The sequence below is a fragment of the Microbacterium sp. 20-116 genome (genome assembly GCF_041079415.1).
GTDB lineage: Bacteria > Actinomycetota > Actinomycetes > Actinomycetales > Microbacteriaceae > Microbacterium.
In genome coordinates, this window is sequence record NZ_JBFYGP010000004.1 from 129,903 (window position 1) to 144,527 (window position 14,625).

The 14,625-nt window shown below is 69.4% G+C and carries 14 protein-coding genes; 8 read left to right on the forward strand and 6 right to left on the reverse strand.

Annotation, left to right across the window (positions count from 1 at the left end; genetic code table 11):
• Positions 1-9 precede the first annotated feature (9 nt).
• Both AB6V29_RS09865 and sdhC read right to left on the reverse strand, forming a co-directional pair.
• Positions 10-468, reverse strand: a complete 459-nt coding sequence (locus AB6V29_RS09865) for a succinate dehydrogenase hydrophobic membrane anchor subunit (protein ID WP_210072155.1) — start codon at positions 466-468, stop codon at positions 10-12.
• Positions 468-902, reverse strand: a complete 435-nt coding sequence (gene sdhC / locus AB6V29_RS09870) for a succinate dehydrogenase, cytochrome b556 subunit (protein ID WP_013583715.1) — start codon at positions 900-902, stop codon at positions 468-470. The genes AB6V29_RS09865 and sdhC overlap by 1 nt, the downstream gene beginning before the upstream one ends.
• A 214-nt stretch (positions 903-1,116) precedes the next feature.
• On the opposite strand from sdhC, the gene AB6V29_RS09875 reads away from it, so the two are divergent.
• The 8 genes from AB6V29_RS09875 (at position 1,117) to AB6V29_RS09910 (ending at position 10,690) form a co-directional block, all read left to right on the forward strand.
• The gene (locus AB6V29_RS09875; RefSeq protein ID WP_103206556.1) at positions 1,117-2,235 is read left to right on the forward strand and encodes a mannose-1-phosphate guanylyltransferase; all 1,119 of its coding nucleotides are present in this window, start codon (positions 1,117-1,119) and stop codon (positions 2,233-2,235) included.
• Positions 2,236-2,493: 258 nt separating this feature from the next.
• Complete coding sequence (locus tag AB6V29_RS09880; RefSeq protein ID WP_210072686.1) at positions 2,494-3,567, forward strand: BMP family protein; 1,074 nt, start codon at positions 2,494-2,496, stop codon at positions 3,565-3,567.
• A gap of 152 nt (positions 3,568-3,719) precedes the next feature.
• The gene (locus AB6V29_RS09885; protein WP_369358356.1) at positions 3,720-5,237 is read left to right on the forward strand and encodes an ABC transporter ATP-binding protein; all 1,518 of its coding nucleotides are present in this window, start codon (positions 3,720-3,722) and stop codon (positions 5,235-5,237) included.
• Entirely contained in the window at positions 5,234-6,562 is a 1,329-nt protein-coding gene (locus tag AB6V29_RS09890; RefSeq protein WP_307315438.1) for an ABC transporter permease, read from the forward strand. Before AB6V29_RS09885 ends, AB6V29_RS09890 begins: the two co-directional genes overlap by 4 nt.
• On the forward strand, positions 6,559-7,836 hold the full coding sequence (locus AB6V29_RS09895; protein WP_210072153.1) for an ABC transporter permease: 1,278 nt from the start codon (positions 6,559-6,561) through the stop codon (positions 7,834-7,836). Before AB6V29_RS09890 ends, AB6V29_RS09895 begins: the two co-directional genes overlap by 4 nt.
• 36 nt (positions 7,837-7,872) lie before the next feature.
• Positions 7,873-8,274 (forward strand): cytidine deaminase, encoded by a 402-nt coding sequence (locus AB6V29_RS09900; protein ID WP_013583709.1) that lies wholly within the window; start codon positions 7,873-7,875, stop codon positions 8,272-8,274.
• Positions 8,271-9,560 (forward strand): thymidine phosphorylase, encoded by a 1,290-nt coding sequence (locus AB6V29_RS09905; protein WP_369358357.1) that lies wholly within the window; start codon positions 8,271-8,273, stop codon positions 9,558-9,560. The genes AB6V29_RS09900 and AB6V29_RS09905 overlap by 4 nt, the downstream gene beginning before the upstream one ends.
• Positions 9,560-10,690, forward strand: a complete 1,131-nt coding sequence (locus tag AB6V29_RS09910) for an adenosine deaminase (RefSeq protein ID WP_307315447.1) — start codon at positions 9,560-9,562, stop codon at positions 10,688-10,690. Before AB6V29_RS09905 ends, AB6V29_RS09910 begins: the two co-directional genes overlap by 1 nt.
• A gap of 272 nt (positions 10,691-10,962) precedes the next feature.
• On the opposite strand, the gene AB6V29_RS09915 is transcribed toward AB6V29_RS09910, so the two are convergent.
• From AB6V29_RS09915 to AB6V29_RS09930, 4 genes are all read right to left on the reverse strand, one after another.
• Positions 10,963-11,847, reverse strand: a complete 885-nt coding sequence (locus AB6V29_RS09915) for a type IV toxin-antitoxin system AbiEi family antitoxin domain-containing protein (protein WP_307315448.1) — start codon at positions 11,845-11,847, stop codon at positions 10,963-10,965.
• A gap of 216 nt (positions 11,848-12,063) precedes the next feature.
• A complete protein-coding gene (locus AB6V29_RS09920; RefSeq protein ID WP_369358359.1) occupies positions 12,064-12,846 on the reverse strand; it encodes an alpha/beta hydrolase in 783 nt (260 codons plus the stop codon).
• Between the two features lie 117 nt (positions 12,847-12,963).
• Positions 12,964-14,115 carry a mannitol-1-phosphate 5-dehydrogenase gene (locus AB6V29_RS09925; protein WP_369358361.1) on the reverse strand — a complete coding sequence of 384 codons (1,152 nt, stop codon included), beginning with the start codon at positions 14,113-14,115 and terminating at the stop codon, positions 12,964-12,966.
• Complete coding sequence (locus tag AB6V29_RS09930; RefSeq protein ID WP_210072148.1) at positions 14,112-14,549, reverse strand: PTS sugar transporter subunit IIA; 438 nt, start codon at positions 14,547-14,549, stop codon at positions 14,112-14,114. Before AB6V29_RS09930 ends, AB6V29_RS09925 begins: the two co-directional genes overlap by 4 nt.
• Between the last annotated feature and the right edge of the window lie 76 nt (positions 14,550-14,625).

Here is a 14,625-nt window from a genome sequence, read left to right on the forward strand (position 1 = left end):
GCCGCCGGCTCAGGCCGACTGGCACACGTCCCACAGGGAGCTGCTCTCGGTCACACCGAGGCAGGGGTCGAAGGTGAAGACGACGAGCGTGCCGAGCAGGATGAGGAACCCGGCCGACGTCCACAGCGACCCGATGAGGATCTTGCGGACGGTGGCGTTGCCGACGTAGTCGTTGACGATCGTGCGCATGCCGTTGGCGCCGTGGATGAGGGCCAGCCACAGCATGAGGACGTCCCACCACTGCCAGAACGGCGAAGCGAGCTTGCCCGCGACGAAGGCGAAGTCGATCTGATGGATGCCCTCGCCGGTCATGAGGTTGACGAAGAGGTGGCCGAAGATCAGGACGATCAGCAGCACGCCGGAGGCGCGCATGTAGATCCAGCCCCACTTCTCGAGGTTGGAGCCCTTCTTCCGCACGCTGGGCGTGCGGGGCGCGGGGATCGTGGCGGCTTCTTGGGCGACGGACATCAGTGGCTCCCGGTGACGGCGCTGAAGACGTTGATGAGGTGGCGCGGCGTGAAGCCGAGCATGGTGACGACCCAGAGGCCGAGCACGCCCCACCACAGCTGGCGCTGGTGGCGCGTGGCCCAGGGCCAGAAGTCGACGAGGATGATGCGCAGGCCGTTGAACGCGTGGTAAGCGATCGCGCCGACCAGGGCCACCTCGCCGAGACCCATGATCGGGTTCTTGTAGGTGCCGATGACAGCGTCGTAGGCCTCGGGGGAGACCCGGATGAGCGCCGTGTCGAGGATGTGCACCAGGAGGAAGAAGAAGATGGCGACACCGGTGATGCGGTGCAGAACCCACGACCACATGCCTTCGCGGCCCCGGTAGAGAGTGCCGCGGGGCCTCTTCGAGGTGGTCTCTTTCACCGACGGCGTGGCACGTGCTGGTGCTGACACGGTCGTCCTCCCTGATCGAACACGGTGTGGGGCCCGCACGGGCTCCCAGCGTCACACGGGCGCCACTGAATACTACGTCCGGCCTATGAACGGCGGGGATTAGGGCCGCCTAAGACTCTCTCGATATCGAGATATCTGCGGATGCCGCTCGCGTCGGCGCCGGCCCGTGCGGAGCCTCCGTGCGCTCGCAGGTGCGACCGCTAGGGTCGGAGCCATGGCAGACCCCGCTATCGACGACTTCTACGCCGTGATCCCCGCCGGAGGGATCGGCAGCCGCCTCTGGCCCCTCTCGCGCGCCGACGCGCCCAAGTTCCTGCACGACCTGACCGGGTCGGGGCAGACGCTGCTGCGCGACACCTGGGACCGGCTCGCCCCGCTCTCGGGCGAGGGTCGCATCGCGGTCGTCACCGGCCGTGCCCACCGTGCCGCCGTCGAGCGCGAGCTTCCGGGTGTGCCCGACCACAACGTCTTCCTCGAGTCCGAGCCGCGCGACTCCTCGGCCGCGATCGGCCTCGCCGCGGCCATCCTCGTCCGTCGTGAGCCCGACGTCATCATCGGCTCGTTCGCGGCCGATCACGTCATCCGGCAGACCCGCCAGTTCGAGTTCGCCGTGCGCCAGGCCGTCGCGGTCGCGCGCGAGGGATACATCTGCACGATCGGCATCCAGCCCGCCGAGCCGTCCGTCGGATTCGGCTACATCAAGCAGGCCGGCGAGCTCATCGTCGACGGCGCCCCCGAGGCCTACCTGGTCGAGCGCTTCGTCGAGAAGCCCGACCTCGACACGGCGAAGGAGTACTTCGCCGACCGGGCCTACCTCTGGAACGCGGGCATGTTCATCACCCGCGCCGACGTCCTGCTCGCCGAGCTCGCCGTCAACGAGCCCGAACTCCACGCGGGTCTGCTCGAGCTCGCCGAGGCGTGGGACGACCGCGATCGTCGCGGCCCCGCCGTCGACCGCATCTGGCCGGGGCTGAAGAAGATCGCCATCGACTATTCCGTCGCCGAGCCCGCCGCGGAGAAGGGCCGCCTTGCGGTCATCCCCGGGCACTTCGACTGGGACGACGTGGGCGATTTCGCGAGCCTGTCCAAGCTCAACTCGTCGGGCGGTCGGAACGAACTCGCCATCCTCGGCGAAGACGCGCGCGTCCTCTCCGATGCCTCCAGTGGCATCGTCGTCTCGCAGACGAAGCGCGTGATCAGCCTCATCGGCGTGCGCGACATCGTCGTGGTCGACACCCCCGACGCCCTGCTCGTGACCACCAGCGAGAACGCCCAGCGCGTGAAGGGCGTCGTCGACGCGCTGAAGCTGACGGGCCGGGGCGACGTCCTCTAGCACCGCGTACCCGCAACATTCTGAGACCGGATGCCACGCCTCGTGGTATCCGGTCTCTCTTTTTCGCGGGGCGTGTGGCGGGGGGATGACGCGAGATTGCGTCTTTGTAACCATTGCCGCGCGCGGGGGCTCCCGGTGCGCAAGCGCGGCGACACAGTGGGTAACGTGACGGGATCGTCCCTCAAACCCGTTGGGGGCATCCGTCTTGGAGGACCATTCGTGAAGACCACGAAGAAGGCCGTCGTCAGCGGCCTCGCCATGATCGGCGCCGCCGTGCTGCTCGCCGGTTGCGGCGCCGCGCCCGAGAGCAACGGCTCGACCGCTGCCGCCGGGGGAGACCTCGTCGAGGGCTTCACCCCCTGCATCATCTCGGATGACGGCGGCTGGAACGACCGTTCGTTCAACCAGTCGGCCAAGGAAGGCATCGACAAGGCCGCGAGCGAGCTCGGCGTCAAGGCCATCGAGGTCGAGTCCAGCTCGGCGAACGACTACGCCCCGAACCTCGAGAACCTCGTGGCCGAGGGCTGCACGTTCATCGTCGCGGTGGGCTTCAAGCTCAGCGCCGACACCGTGGCCTCGGCCAAGGCGAACCCCAACCTCCAGTACGCGATCATCGACGACCGCGCCGACACCGACAACGACGGCAAGACCGACGCCCCGAACATCAAGCCGCTGCTGTTCGACACCGTCCAGGCCGCCTACCTCGGTGGATATGCCGCCGCCGCGTACTCCGCGGAGAACGGCGTCAACAAGGTCGGCACCGTCGGTGGCATCCCGATCCCGCCCGTCACCATCTTCATGGACGGCTTCGTCGACGGCGTGAAGAAGTACGACGAGGACAAGGGCGCCAGCGTCCAGACCTTCGGGTGGGACGTCGCCGCGCAGAACGGCTCGTTCACCGGCGGCTTCGCGGCCAACGACGCAGCCAAGCAGGCCGCGCAGGGTCTGCTCGACCAGGGTGTCGACGTGCTCCTGCCCGTGGGTGGCCCGATCTACAGCAGCGCGGCCGACGCGATCCGCGACAGCGGCTCGAAGAGCGTCATGCTCGGCGTCGACTCCGACCTCGCCAAGGCCGACCCGAACGTGTCGGACCTGGTGCTGACCTCGATCCTCAAGCGCATCGACACCGCCGTGTACGACTCGGTGACGCAGGCTGCCAAGGGCGACTTCGACGCGACCCCCTACGTCGGCACGCTCGAGAACGACGGCGTCGGCCTGGCGGACTTCAACTCGAAGTTCACCCTGCCGGCCGGTCTGGCCGACGAGCTGTCCGCTCTGCGCGAGCAGATCGTCTCCGGCTCGCTGAAGGTCACCTCGCCCAGCTCCCCGTAAGCACCACCTCTCGCGCCGCGGTCGCTCGGACCAGGAGTTCGAGCGGCCGCGGCCGCGAGCCCCAGAGAACCAACCGCGGTCACTCGGACCAGGAGTCCGAGCGACCGCGGTTTCTTTCCGTCTTCTTAACGTCTTCGAATAGGGTGCACAGCATGAAGCTCGAGCTCCGCGGCATCACCAAGCGGTTCGGGTCCCTGGTTGCGAACGACCACATCGATCTGGTCGTCCAGCCTGGCGAGATCCACGCTCTCCTCGGAGAGAACGGTGCCGGTAAATCCACACTCATGAACGTCCTCTACGGCCTGTATCAGGCCGACGAGGGCGAGATCCTGCTGGACGACGTCGTCCAGCGCTTCCGCGGCCCCGGCGATGCCATGGCCGCGGGAATCGGCATGGTGCACCAGCACTTCATGCTCATCCCCGTCTTCACCGTCGCCGAGAACGTCATGCTCGGCCACGAGAGCACCAAGGCCCTGGGCGCGCTCGATCTGAACGCCGCCCGCAAGCACGTGCGCGACGTCGCGCAGCGCTTCGGCTTCGAGGTCGACCCCGACGCTCTGGTCGGCGACCTGCCCGTCGGCGTGCAGCAGCGCGTGGAGATCATCAAGGCTCTGTCTCGGGATGCCAAGGTGCTCGTGTTCGACGAGCCCACGGCCGTGCTCACCCCGCAGGAGACCGATGAGCTCATGGGCATCATGCGGCAGCTGCGCGACGAGGGCACCTCGATCGTCTTCATCACCCACAAGCTCCGCGAGGTGCGCGAGGTCGCCGACCGCATCACCGTCGTTCGCCTGGGCAAGATCGTCGGCGAAGCCGAACCCACTGCCAGCAACGGCGAGCTCGCCTCGCTCATGGTCGGCCGCGCGGTCGAGCTCACCGTGGTCAAGGACGCCCCGAAGGCCGCGGCATCCGGGGGCCTGTCCATCCGCAACCTGCGCGTGGTCACGCCCGAGGGAGCCGTGGTCGTCGACGACGTCGATCTCGACGTGCGTCCCGGCGAGATCGTCGCGATCGCGGGTGTGCAGGGCAACGGTCAGACGGAGCTCGTCGAGGCCATCGTGGGCCTCGCCGAGGGGGTGACCGGCACCGTCGACCTCGACGGCACCGAATTGGTCGGAAAGAGCGTGCGCGCCATCCTCGACGCGGGCGTCGGCTTCGTCCCCGAGGACCGAAAAGAGGACGGCCTGGTCGGAGGCTTCTCCGTCGCCGAGAACCTCATCCTCGACCGTTCATCCGACTCCGCCTTCGTCTCCGGCGGCACGATCAAGCGCGCCGCGCTCACCGCTTTCGCCCGCGAGCGCATCGCCGAGTACGACATCCGCACCCAGTCGGCATCCACCCCGGTCGGCACGCTGTCGGGCGGCAACCAGCAGAAGGTGGTCATCGCCCGCGAGATGAGCCGCCCGCTGAAGCTGTTCGTCGCCGCTCAGCCCACCCGCGGCGTCGACGTCGGCTCGATCGAATTCATCCACAAGCAGATCGTCGCCGCGCGCGATGCGGGCGTGCCCGTGATCGTCGTGTCGACGGAGCTCGACGAGATCGCCGCCCTCGGCGACCGCATCGCGGTGATGTACCGCGGCGGCATCGTGGGCATCGTGCCGGAGAACACCCCGCGCGAGATCCTCGGGCTCATGATGGCGGGCGAGCAGCCCGCGGAGGAGACAGCGTGAGCGGCCACATCCCGAGCACGGGCCCGACCGGAGACGCAGGTCTGCCGCCCGAGCAGCTGCCGACCGCATCGGGGCCGCTGACCGGCCACACCCCCGCCGAGACGCCCGCGCCGCCGCGCACGAACCAGTTCCTCACCGAGTTGCTGCGCTCGTCGTGGATCACCACGCTCCTCGCCGTCGTCGCGGCGATGATCGTCGGCGGCATCCTGATGGCGGCCACCAACGACCAGGTGCGCGAAACCTCGGGCTACTTCTTCGCGCGTCCCGGCGACATGCTGGGTGCGATCTGGAACTCCGTCTACGGCGGCTACGAGGCGCTGTTCCGCGGCGCGGTGTTCAACTCCCGCGTCTCCGACTTCGGTGCGCAGATCCGCCCGCTCACGAACACCCTCGGGTTCGCGGCTCCGCTGATCGCGGCCGGTCTGGGCGTCGCTCTCGCCTTCCGCGTGGGTCTGTTCAACATCGGCGGACGCGGCCAGATCCTCATCGCCTGCGCCTTCGCCGGTCTCGTCACCTTCAACCTCGACCTGCCGATGATCATCCAGCTGCCGCTGACGCTCATCGTGGGTATCGCGGGCGGAGCGCTCTGGGGCGGCATCGTCGGTCTGCTCAAGGCGCGCACCGGCGCGCACGAGGTGATCCTCACGATCATGCTCAACTACGTCGCCTACTACCTGGTGACGTGGATGGTGCGCACCCCCGGTCTGCTGCAGCGCCCCGCGGGCGACCAGCCGATCTCGTCGGCGACTCCCGCGAACGCCCAGTTCCCCGAACTGTTCGGTCCGCAGTTCCCGCTGCTCGACCTCGGCTTCGTCTTCGTGATCGCGGCGACGGTCTTCGTCTGGTGGCTCATGGAGCGCTCGAGCCTCGGCTTCCGCCTGCGCGCCGTGGGCGAGAACCCGCACGCGGCCCGCGCGGCCGGAATCTCGGTACCCCGCATGTACGTCTACGCGATGCTGTTCGCCGGAGGCCTGGCGGGTCTCGCGGGTATGAACCAGATCCAGGGGGCGGTGACCACGGGCTTCGACGGTCTCATCGACTCCGGCATCGGTTTCGACGCCATCACCGTGGCCCTCCTCGGCCGCAGCCGCCCGTGGGGCGTGTTCGCGGCCGGCATCCTGTTCGGCGCCCTCAAGTCGGGCTCGTTCACGATGCAGGCCTCGCAGGGCATCCCCGTCGACATCGTGCTGGTCGTGCAGGCCCTCATCGTGCTGTTCATCGCGGCCCCGCCGCTGGTGCGCACAATCTTCTTCCTCCCCAAGAGCGAGGCCGAGCGCGCGGCCAAAGACCGGGCCAAGGCGGCCAAGAAGGCGGTGGCGGCATGACCGCGACGCATCTCGCGGATGACGCGATCCAGCTGACCACGGTGCGCGTGCGCCACATCAAGCTGGCGGTGAGCCTGACGGTCGTGACGGTGCTGCTCGCTCTGCTGTTCGCCCTCGTCCCGCGCGACGGGCAGAGCACCTTCCGCCTGGGCGACCCGGCCTCCGACATCGACCTCGGCAGCGTCGCGGTGCCCACCGCGGCCACGAGCTGGGGCGTGCTCGTGCTGCTCGTGCTCCTGACCGCCTGGTCGGTCTGGGATGCCGTGAGCTACCGCCGCACCCCGCTGTGGCTGCCGATCGCCTTCGGCGCCCTGGCCGTCTTCGCCTTCCTCGTGTGGGCCGCGGCCGACGGCCTCGTGCCGGTCACCGGCCTGCTGTTCGGAGCGCTCTCGCTCTCCGTCCCGCTGATCTTCGGCGCGCTGGGCGGCGTGATCGGCGAGCGGGTCGGCGTCGTGAACGTCGCCATCGAGGGACAGTTCCTCTTCGGCGCGTTCAGCGCGGCTCTGGTGGCATCCCTCACCCGCAACCCCTTCCTGGGGCTCGTCGCGGCCATGATCGGCGGCGTCCTCGTGGCCTTCGTGCTCGCGGCGTTCTCGATCAAGTACCTCGTCGACCAGGTGATCGTCGGTGTCGTGCTCAACGTGCTCGTCACCGGTCTCACGGGCTTCCTCTACGGCGCGCTGCTCGTGCCGAACGAGGACGTGCTGAACCGCCCGGAGCGCTTCCCCCGCATCGAGATCCCCCTGCTGGGCGACATCCCGATCATCGGACCGGTGCTGTTCAACCAGACCTTCATCGTCTACCTGATGTACGCCGTCGTCGCCGTGGTCGCGTGGGGCCTGTACCGCACCCGCTGGGGTCTTCGCCTGCGTGCCGTGGGCGAGCACCCCCAGGCCGCCGACACCGTCGGAATCAAGGTCAACTCGAGCCGCTTCTGGAACGTCTCGCTCGCCGGTGCGATCGCCGGTATCGGCGGCGCGTACTTCACCCTCGTGTCGGTGGGTCAGTTCACCAAGGAGATGACCGCGGGCCTGGGCTTCATCGCCCTCGCCGCCGTCATCTTCGGTCGCTGGGACCCGATCCGCGCGACGCTCGCGGCACTGCTGTTCGGCTTCGCGACGAACCTGCAGAACCTGCTCACGGTGCTGCGCACGCCCATCCCCAGCGAGTTCATGCTCATGCTGCCCTACATCGTGACGATCATCGCGGTGGCGGGTTTCGCCGGCCAGATCCGGGGGCCCGCAGCCGCCGGAAAGCCCTACATCAAGGGCTGACCCCCTTCCCTTCACGAGAGGATCCACCACTCCACGATGACCGACATCGACTGGGACGAACTTCGTTCGGCCGCCACGGATGCCATGCACCGCGCCTACGCGCCCTACTCGCGCTTCAAGGTGGGCGCCGCGGCGCTCGTCGCCGACGGGCGCATCGTCTCGGGGTGCAACGTCGAGAACGCCTCGTACGGCGTGACGTTGTGCGCCGAGTGCGGACTCGTATCCGACCTGCACATGAGCGGGGGCGGCCAGCTCGTGGCCTTCGTCTGCGTCGACGGTGAGGGCCGCACGCTCATGCCGTGCGGACGCTGCCGACAGCTGCTGTTCGAGCACGCGATCCCGGGCATGCTGCTCGAGACCGTCAGCGGCATCCGGACCATCGACGAGGTGCTCCCCGACGCCTTCGGGCCCCGCGACCTCGAGGAGGCGGCACGATGAGCGCCGAGCAGTACGACGCCGTCGACATCATCCGTGCGCAGCGCGACGGACGCGCCATCACCGAGGGCGAGATCCGCTGGCTGGTCGACGCGTACACGCGCGGCTACGTCATGGACGCGCAGATGTCGGCGTTCACCATGGCGGTGCTGTTGAACGGCCTCGGTCGCGACCAGATCCGCGTGCTCACCGACGCGATGATCGCCTCGGGTGAGCGCATGGACTTCGGCTCGCTCGGCAAGGTCACCGTCGACAAGCACTCGACCGGCGGCGTAGGCGACAAGATCACCCTTCCGCTCGCCCCGCTGGTCGCCGCCTTCGGCGTCGCGGTACCGCAGCTCTCGGGCCGTGGACTCGGCCACACCGGCGGGACGCTCGACAAGCTCGAGTCCATCCCCGGCTGGCGTGCAGCGCTGTCGAACGACGAGATCATGGCGCAGCTGCGCGACGTGGGCGCGGTCATCTGCGCCGCCGGCACGGGCCTGGCCCCCGCCGACAAGAAGCTCTACGCGCTCCGCGACGTCACCGGTACCGTCGAGGCGATCCCGCTGATCGCCTCGAGCATCATGTCGAAGAAGATCGCCGAGGGCACCGACTCACTCGTTCTCGACGTGAAGTTCGGCTCCGGCGCCTTCATGCAGGACATCGACCGCGCGCGCGAGCTCGCCGAGACGATGGTCGCGCTCGGCACCGACTCGGGAGTGAACACCACCGCCCTGCTGACCGACATGAACACCCCGTTGGGCCTGGCCATCGGCAATGCCAACGAGGTGCGCGAGTCGGTGGAGGTGCTCGCCGGGGGAGGACCCGCCGACGTCGTCGAGCTGACGGTGGCACTGGCCCGTGAGATGCTCACGCTGGCGGGCAGGCCCGACGCCGACGTCGAGGAAGCGCTGAAGGACGGCCGTGCGATGGACGTCTGGAACCGCATGATCCGCGCGCAGGACGGAGATCCGGATGCCGCTCTCCCCGAGCCGCGTGAGACGCACACGGTCGTGGCCGAGCGTGCGGGCGTCGTCACGCGCGTCGAGGCTCTGCCGTTCGGCATCGGCGCCTGGCGCCTGGGCGCGGGTCGCGCACGGGCCGAGGACGCCGTCGTGCACGCCGCGGGAATCGACCTGCACGTCACCGTCGGGCAGTCCGTGACCGCCGGTCAGCCGCTGTTCACCCTGTCCGCGGACGACGAGTCGCGCTTCGAGCGTGCGCTCGGCGCCGTCGAGGGCGCCCTCGAGATCGGCGACACCGCCCCCGCGGCATCGCCCATCGTTCGCGAGCACATCACCGCGTGATGGCATCCGGAAAGAGGGAAACCGTGGCATCCGAAGAATTCCGCATCGGCCGGACGAAGATCGCCGATCTGCCGAAGGTCTCGCTGCACGACCACCTCGACGGCGGGCTGCGCCCGCAGACGGTGCTCGAGCTGGCTGACGAGATCGGGCTCGACCTGCCCGCCGACGACGCGAAGGGCCTCGAAGGGTGGTTCTCGGACCACCTCGACGGAGGCTCGCTGGAGGATTACCTCGAGAAGTTCTCGGTGACCGTCGGCGTCATGCAGACCCGTGAGGGCCTCGTACGCACGGCCAAGGAGTTCGTCGAAGACCTCGCGGCCGACGGCGTCGTCTACGGCGAGGTGCGGTGGGCCCCCGAGCAGCACCTCACCCGCGGTCTCAGCCTCGACGACGTCGTGGACGCCGTGCAGGAAGGCATCGAGCAGGGCGAAGATGCCGCCGACGCACGCGGCCGCGACATCCGCGTCGGACAGCTGCTGACGGCCCTCCGGCACAACGACAACGCGCGCGACATCGCCGAGCTCGCGGTCTCGTGGCGCGGGCGCGGTGTGGTCGGCTTCGACCTCGCCGGACCGGAGGACGGGTTCCTGCCGCAGCGGCATCGCGAGGCGTTCGACTACCTGGCCGAGCAGTTCTTCCCCACCACCGTGCACGCGGGAGAGGGGGCGGGACTGGCATCGATCCGCTCCGCTCTCCTCGACGGACGGGCGCTGCGTCTCGGTCACGGCGTGCGCATCGCCAACGACCTCGATGTCGTCTCGCGCGAGGGCGAAGAGGTGCAGGTCACTTTCGGTGACCTCGCCCGCTGGGTACGCGATCGCGAGATCACGCTCGAGCTGTCGCCCACGTCGAACCTGCAGAGCGGGGCCGTCACGGCCTGGGGCGACACGATGGACGCCCACCCGTTCGACCTGCTGTACCAGCTCGACTTCTCGGTCACGGTGAACGTCGACAACCGCCTCATGAGCGCCACCACGCTCACGCGCGAGCTGGGTCTGCTCGCGCAGGCGTTCGAGTACGACCTCGACGACCTCGAGGCGTTCCAGCTGAACGCGGCGGCGGGGGCCTTCCTGCCGGTCGAGGAACGCGAGGAGCTCATCGAGATCATCTCGGAGGGGTTCCACCGCTGACGCGGTGCGGGCGGCGCTCACCGGTTTCGGTGGGCGCCGTCGTCGTTTCCGGGAGCGGCGGGGAGGGGCGCGCGGCGTGCGAAACTCCTGAGATGTGCGCATGACGCGGCGGCGCAGTGCCCTGCCCAGGCGCGATCGCACCGTTTCTCAGGAGTTCGGTGCGGTCGGGGTCGCCGTCCGCGCTGCGGGCGGGGGAGCCGAGCGTGAGACGGAGGGACGGCGTGCCCGGGCGTGTGGCGTGCGAAACTCCTGACTTGTGCGCCCGCACGCCGTCACGTGGGCCGGTCGCGGCGCTGTGGGGTCGAAGACTCAGGAGTGCGGCCCGGAGCGCCGTGCAGCAAGATGCGCTCGAGAGCGGCGCGGACACGGTCCGGGTGATACAGGATGTCTTCGGCTAGCAGTCGCAGCGTGGCGTAGCCGCGTTCCAGAGCGGCCATGTCGCGGCGCCGGTCCTTCTTATGGACTGGCCAGGAGCCGTGGAACTGCTCGCTGTCGCACTCGACGATGAGCCATCCGTCGACGAGCAGGTCGACACGGCCCACGCCATCGATACGGACCTGCAGCTCGACGCGGCAGCCCAGCTGACGCAGAAGCAGACGAACCAGCGACTCGGTCCCCGCTTCCGCACGCGAATCCAGCAGTGGACGCAGGGCCCGGAAGCGATGGGGGACGCGCGCGAAGACTTCGGCGATGTCTGCTTCATCGACAAGCCCGAGGTGCCAGGCGTTGTCGAGGGTGGCGACAGCGGACCGCGGCGGTTGGCATCGGATCGCCTGGGCGAGCGCCTCGACGACATCGACTGCGGCACGATCGCGTGGTGCCGACGATGCACGCCAGTGGTAGACGACGTCGCGGGGTGCCGGAGGTCGACGGCTCGCCAACGGGTCCTGCTGCACGTGGCGGTGCGAATGATGATGGACGAACACCCCGCGCATGGCCAACAGGCTGATGCAGTCCAGCCGCCCGCCCAGACGCGCAGCCGCGACGATGTCGCCGTGCGTTCCGGCCGCGACGAACCGCCCCTGCCGCACACGCGCAAGGCTGCCGTCTGCGACAGCGCGAGCGAGAGCGCGCCGCGACCATCCGGCGGCCAGGAGTTCGCGCGTCGTCCACACCGTCTCCTGGTTCTCTTCGGAAAGGGGAACGAGGGACGTCACCCGGACACCCTGGCCGATCTGATCGCCGTCTTCGTTTGGCGAGCGCCCGAGCTGTGGATGACGGGTGCCGGGGAGGAACGGGCGGCACCGAGCTCGCCCGTGCCGAACTCCTGACCTTCCGCGCTGCACGCGCCGTGCCTCGGCGGCGATGGTGCCTGAGCGGCGAGGTTCTCAGGAGTTTCGCTCGCGTGGCCGTCCGCGCGACCGCGGGCGGCGTCAGGGCCGCGGCAGGAAGCCCGCGAGCTGCTCGGCGATCACCCGGTCGACCTCGGCGGGGTCGGCCGTGGGGGTGCCATCGCCGGGTTGCGGACCGTAGGAGCCGAACGAGGCGTGCGAGGCGCCGGGGATCTCGACGAAGGTGGCGGTCGCGGGCAGCTCGCCCTTGGCATCCGCGATCTTCTGCGGGGTGGACAGGCCGTCTTCGGATCCCGAGAGGCTGAGGACGGGAAGGCCGGATGCCGAGAGGTCGTTCGCGCAGTACGAGGCGAAGAGCACGAGAGCGTCGGCGTCGCCGGCGAGCTGGCAGGCGCGGACGCCGCCGAGGGAATGACCGCCGACAGCCCAGGTCGACACGTCCGGCGCGAGGTCGGTGAACGTCGACAGGGGACGGGGATCGAAGAAGGCCAGGTTGAGCCAGGGGCGCGTGATCACCACGGTCACACCGTCGTCGACGACCGTGTCCGCGAAGGTGGCGATGTACCCCTCCGCCTCGACCTTCGCGCCCGGGATGAAGACCAGCCCCTGCCCGGTCGCCCCCGTCGCGGGGGAGAGGACGATGCCCGCACCGTCATCGGTGATCGTCAGAGCCGGGTTCGCCCGGGCCTCGGCGAGCGGGCCGGGTTCGGCGCCCATCACTCCCACCTGGGTGTAGACCAGGATGCCGACGACCAGCAGCACGACGAGAGCGCCCAACCCGCCGAGAGTCCACCGCAGCCATCGCCGGCGACGGCGAGGAGCGCGCGCGGGAGGGGGATCGGCGGGGGTCTCGCTGGGGGTCACCTCTCGAGCGTATCCTCGCCGGTCGGCGTCGAGGGCGCGGGACCCCCCCGCCGAAACGCCTCCGCCGATGTGGCGCGCGGGGCGTCACATCGGCGGAGGTTCGGAGCGTAGCGGGTGTCAGGCGGGAAGGGCAGCCTTGCGGGCCGACACGATCTCGACGATGCGCGCGTACAACGGGTGCTCGACGTCGAGGCCGGTGACCTCGGCGGTGAACGTCTCGGCGTCGAGCTCGCGCAGCATCCGCTGCAGGTCGACGGCCTGGGCGTCCTCGGCATCCGAGAACTCGAGAGCCGCGGCCATCGCGGCCACCAGCGCGTCGACGGGAAGACCCCGGTCGACGGCTTCGGCCGCCGGGCCCACGAAGCGCTCGTGTCGCGAGAGTTTGCGCAGGGGCTGGCGGCCCACCCGCCACACGGTGTCGGGGAGGGCGGTGTTGCGGAACCGGCGCAGGATGGTCGCGCGGTACTCACCCTGCACGTCGGCGTCGAGCTCGTGCTTCTCGACGAGCAGAGCGCTGGTCTCCTCGAGGGCCGCCTCGACCTTGGCCGCGATCTCGGGGTTCGACAGAGCGTCCGAGATGCGGTCGATCCCGGCTTGCGCGCCGAAGTACGCCGTGGTGGCGTGCCCGGTGTTGACCGTGAAGAGCTTGCGCTCGATGTAGGGCTCGAGGTCGTCGACGAAGTGCGCGCCGGGGATGCTCGGCGGGGTGTCGCCGAACGGCAGACGCTCGATCGCCCACTCGTAGAACGGCTCGACGGTGACATCGACACCGCCACCGGACTGCGCCGGGACGATCCGGTCGACCGCGGTGTTGGCGAAGACGGCACGGGATGCCAAGGCATCCCACGACTCGCCCGCGAGCTCGACCACGTGCTCGCGCAGCTGATCGGTCGCGCCGATCGCGTTCTCGCACGCCATGATCTGCAGCGGGGGGAGCGCCGGATCGCGCAGGGCGAGACCCGCCACGATGTGCGGGGCCACGAACTTCAAGATGGTGGGGCCGACGGCGGTGGTCACCACGTCGGCGGTCGCGATCTCGTCGACGAGCGCCTCGGCGTCCACGGAACTGTCGATCGCGCGGAAGCCCGTCACCTCTTTGTCGACGCCGCCCTCGCCCACCTCGTGGACGGTGTACGACGACGCCGAGTTGATGGCCTCGACCAGAGCGGCCGAGACATCCGAGAAGACCAGCTCGTAGCCGCCCTCGTGCAGGAGCAGGCCGACGAAGCCGCGGCCGATGTTGCCGGCGCCGAAGTGGACGGCCTTCATGCGTTGACGGATCCGGAGAGGGCCTCGAAGAGCTCCTCGGGGGAGGAGGCGGCCTTCAGACGCGCGACGTCGTCCTCCTCGGAGAAGAGGATGGCGATCTGCGACAGGATCTCGAGGTGCTCGTCGCCCTTGCCGGCGATGCCGATCACGAACGTGACGGGCTCTCCGCCCCAGTCCACGCCGCCGTCGTAGCGGACGACCGACAGGCCCGAGGTGAGGATGGCCTGCTTGGTCTCGTTGGTGCCGTGGGGGATGGCGAGCTCGTTGCCCATGTACGTCGACACGGTCTCTTCGCGCTGCTGCATGGCGTCGAAGTACTCGGCGGTGACGGCACCGGTGGCCTGGAGCAGGTCGGCCGCCTCTTTCATCGCCTCCTCGCGGGTGGCGCTGCCGGGGTGGATGCGGACGGATTCACTGCGGAGGACGTCTGACATGGTTCTCGCCTTTCTCGTCGTGCTGTCCAGCCTCGCAAAACGCGGGCCGGACGGGAAGACGCCAGGGGTCGGGCTG

Bases quoted from the DNA above. Each gene is read 5' to 3' on its own strand.
- AB6V29_RS09885 (WP_369358356.1), top strand. From the start codon at position 3,720: ATGAAGCTCGAGCTCCGCGGCATCACCAAGCGGTTCGGGTCCCTGGTT.
- AB6V29_RS09925 (WP_369358361.1), bottom strand. From the start codon at position 14,115: ATGAAGGCCGTCCACTTCGGCGCCGGCAACATCGGCCGCGGCTTCGTC.
- AB6V29_RS09900 (WP_013583709.1), top strand. From the start codon at position 7,873: ATGACCGACATCGACTGGGACGAACTTCGTTCGGCCGCCACGGATGCC.
- AB6V29_RS09910 (WP_307315447.1), top strand. From the start codon at position 9,560: ATGGCATCCGGAAAGAGGGAAACCGTGGCATCCGAAGAATTCCGCATC.
- AB6V29_RS09865 (WP_210072155.1), bottom strand. From the start codon at position 468: ATGTCCGTCGCCCAAGAAGCCGCCACGATCCCCGCGCCCCGCACGCCC.
- AB6V29_RS09880 (WP_210072686.1), top strand. From the start codon at position 2,494: ATGATCGGCGCCGCCGTGCTGCTCGCCGGTTGCGGCGCCGCGCCCGAG.
- AB6V29_RS09875 (WP_103206556.1), top strand. From the start codon at position 1,117: ATGGCAGACCCCGCTATCGACGACTTCTACGCCGTGATCCCCGCCGGA.
- AB6V29_RS09895 (WP_210072153.1), top strand. From the start codon at position 6,559: ATGACCGCGACGCATCTCGCGGATGACGCGATCCAGCTGACCACGGTG.
- AB6V29_RS09930 (WP_210072148.1), bottom strand. From the start codon at position 14,549: ATGTCAGACGTCCTCCGCAGTGAATCCGTCCGCATCCACCCCGGCAGC.
- AB6V29_RS09905 (WP_369358357.1), top strand. From the start codon at position 8,271: ATGAGCGCCGAGCAGTACGACGCCGTCGACATCATCCGTGCGCAGCGC.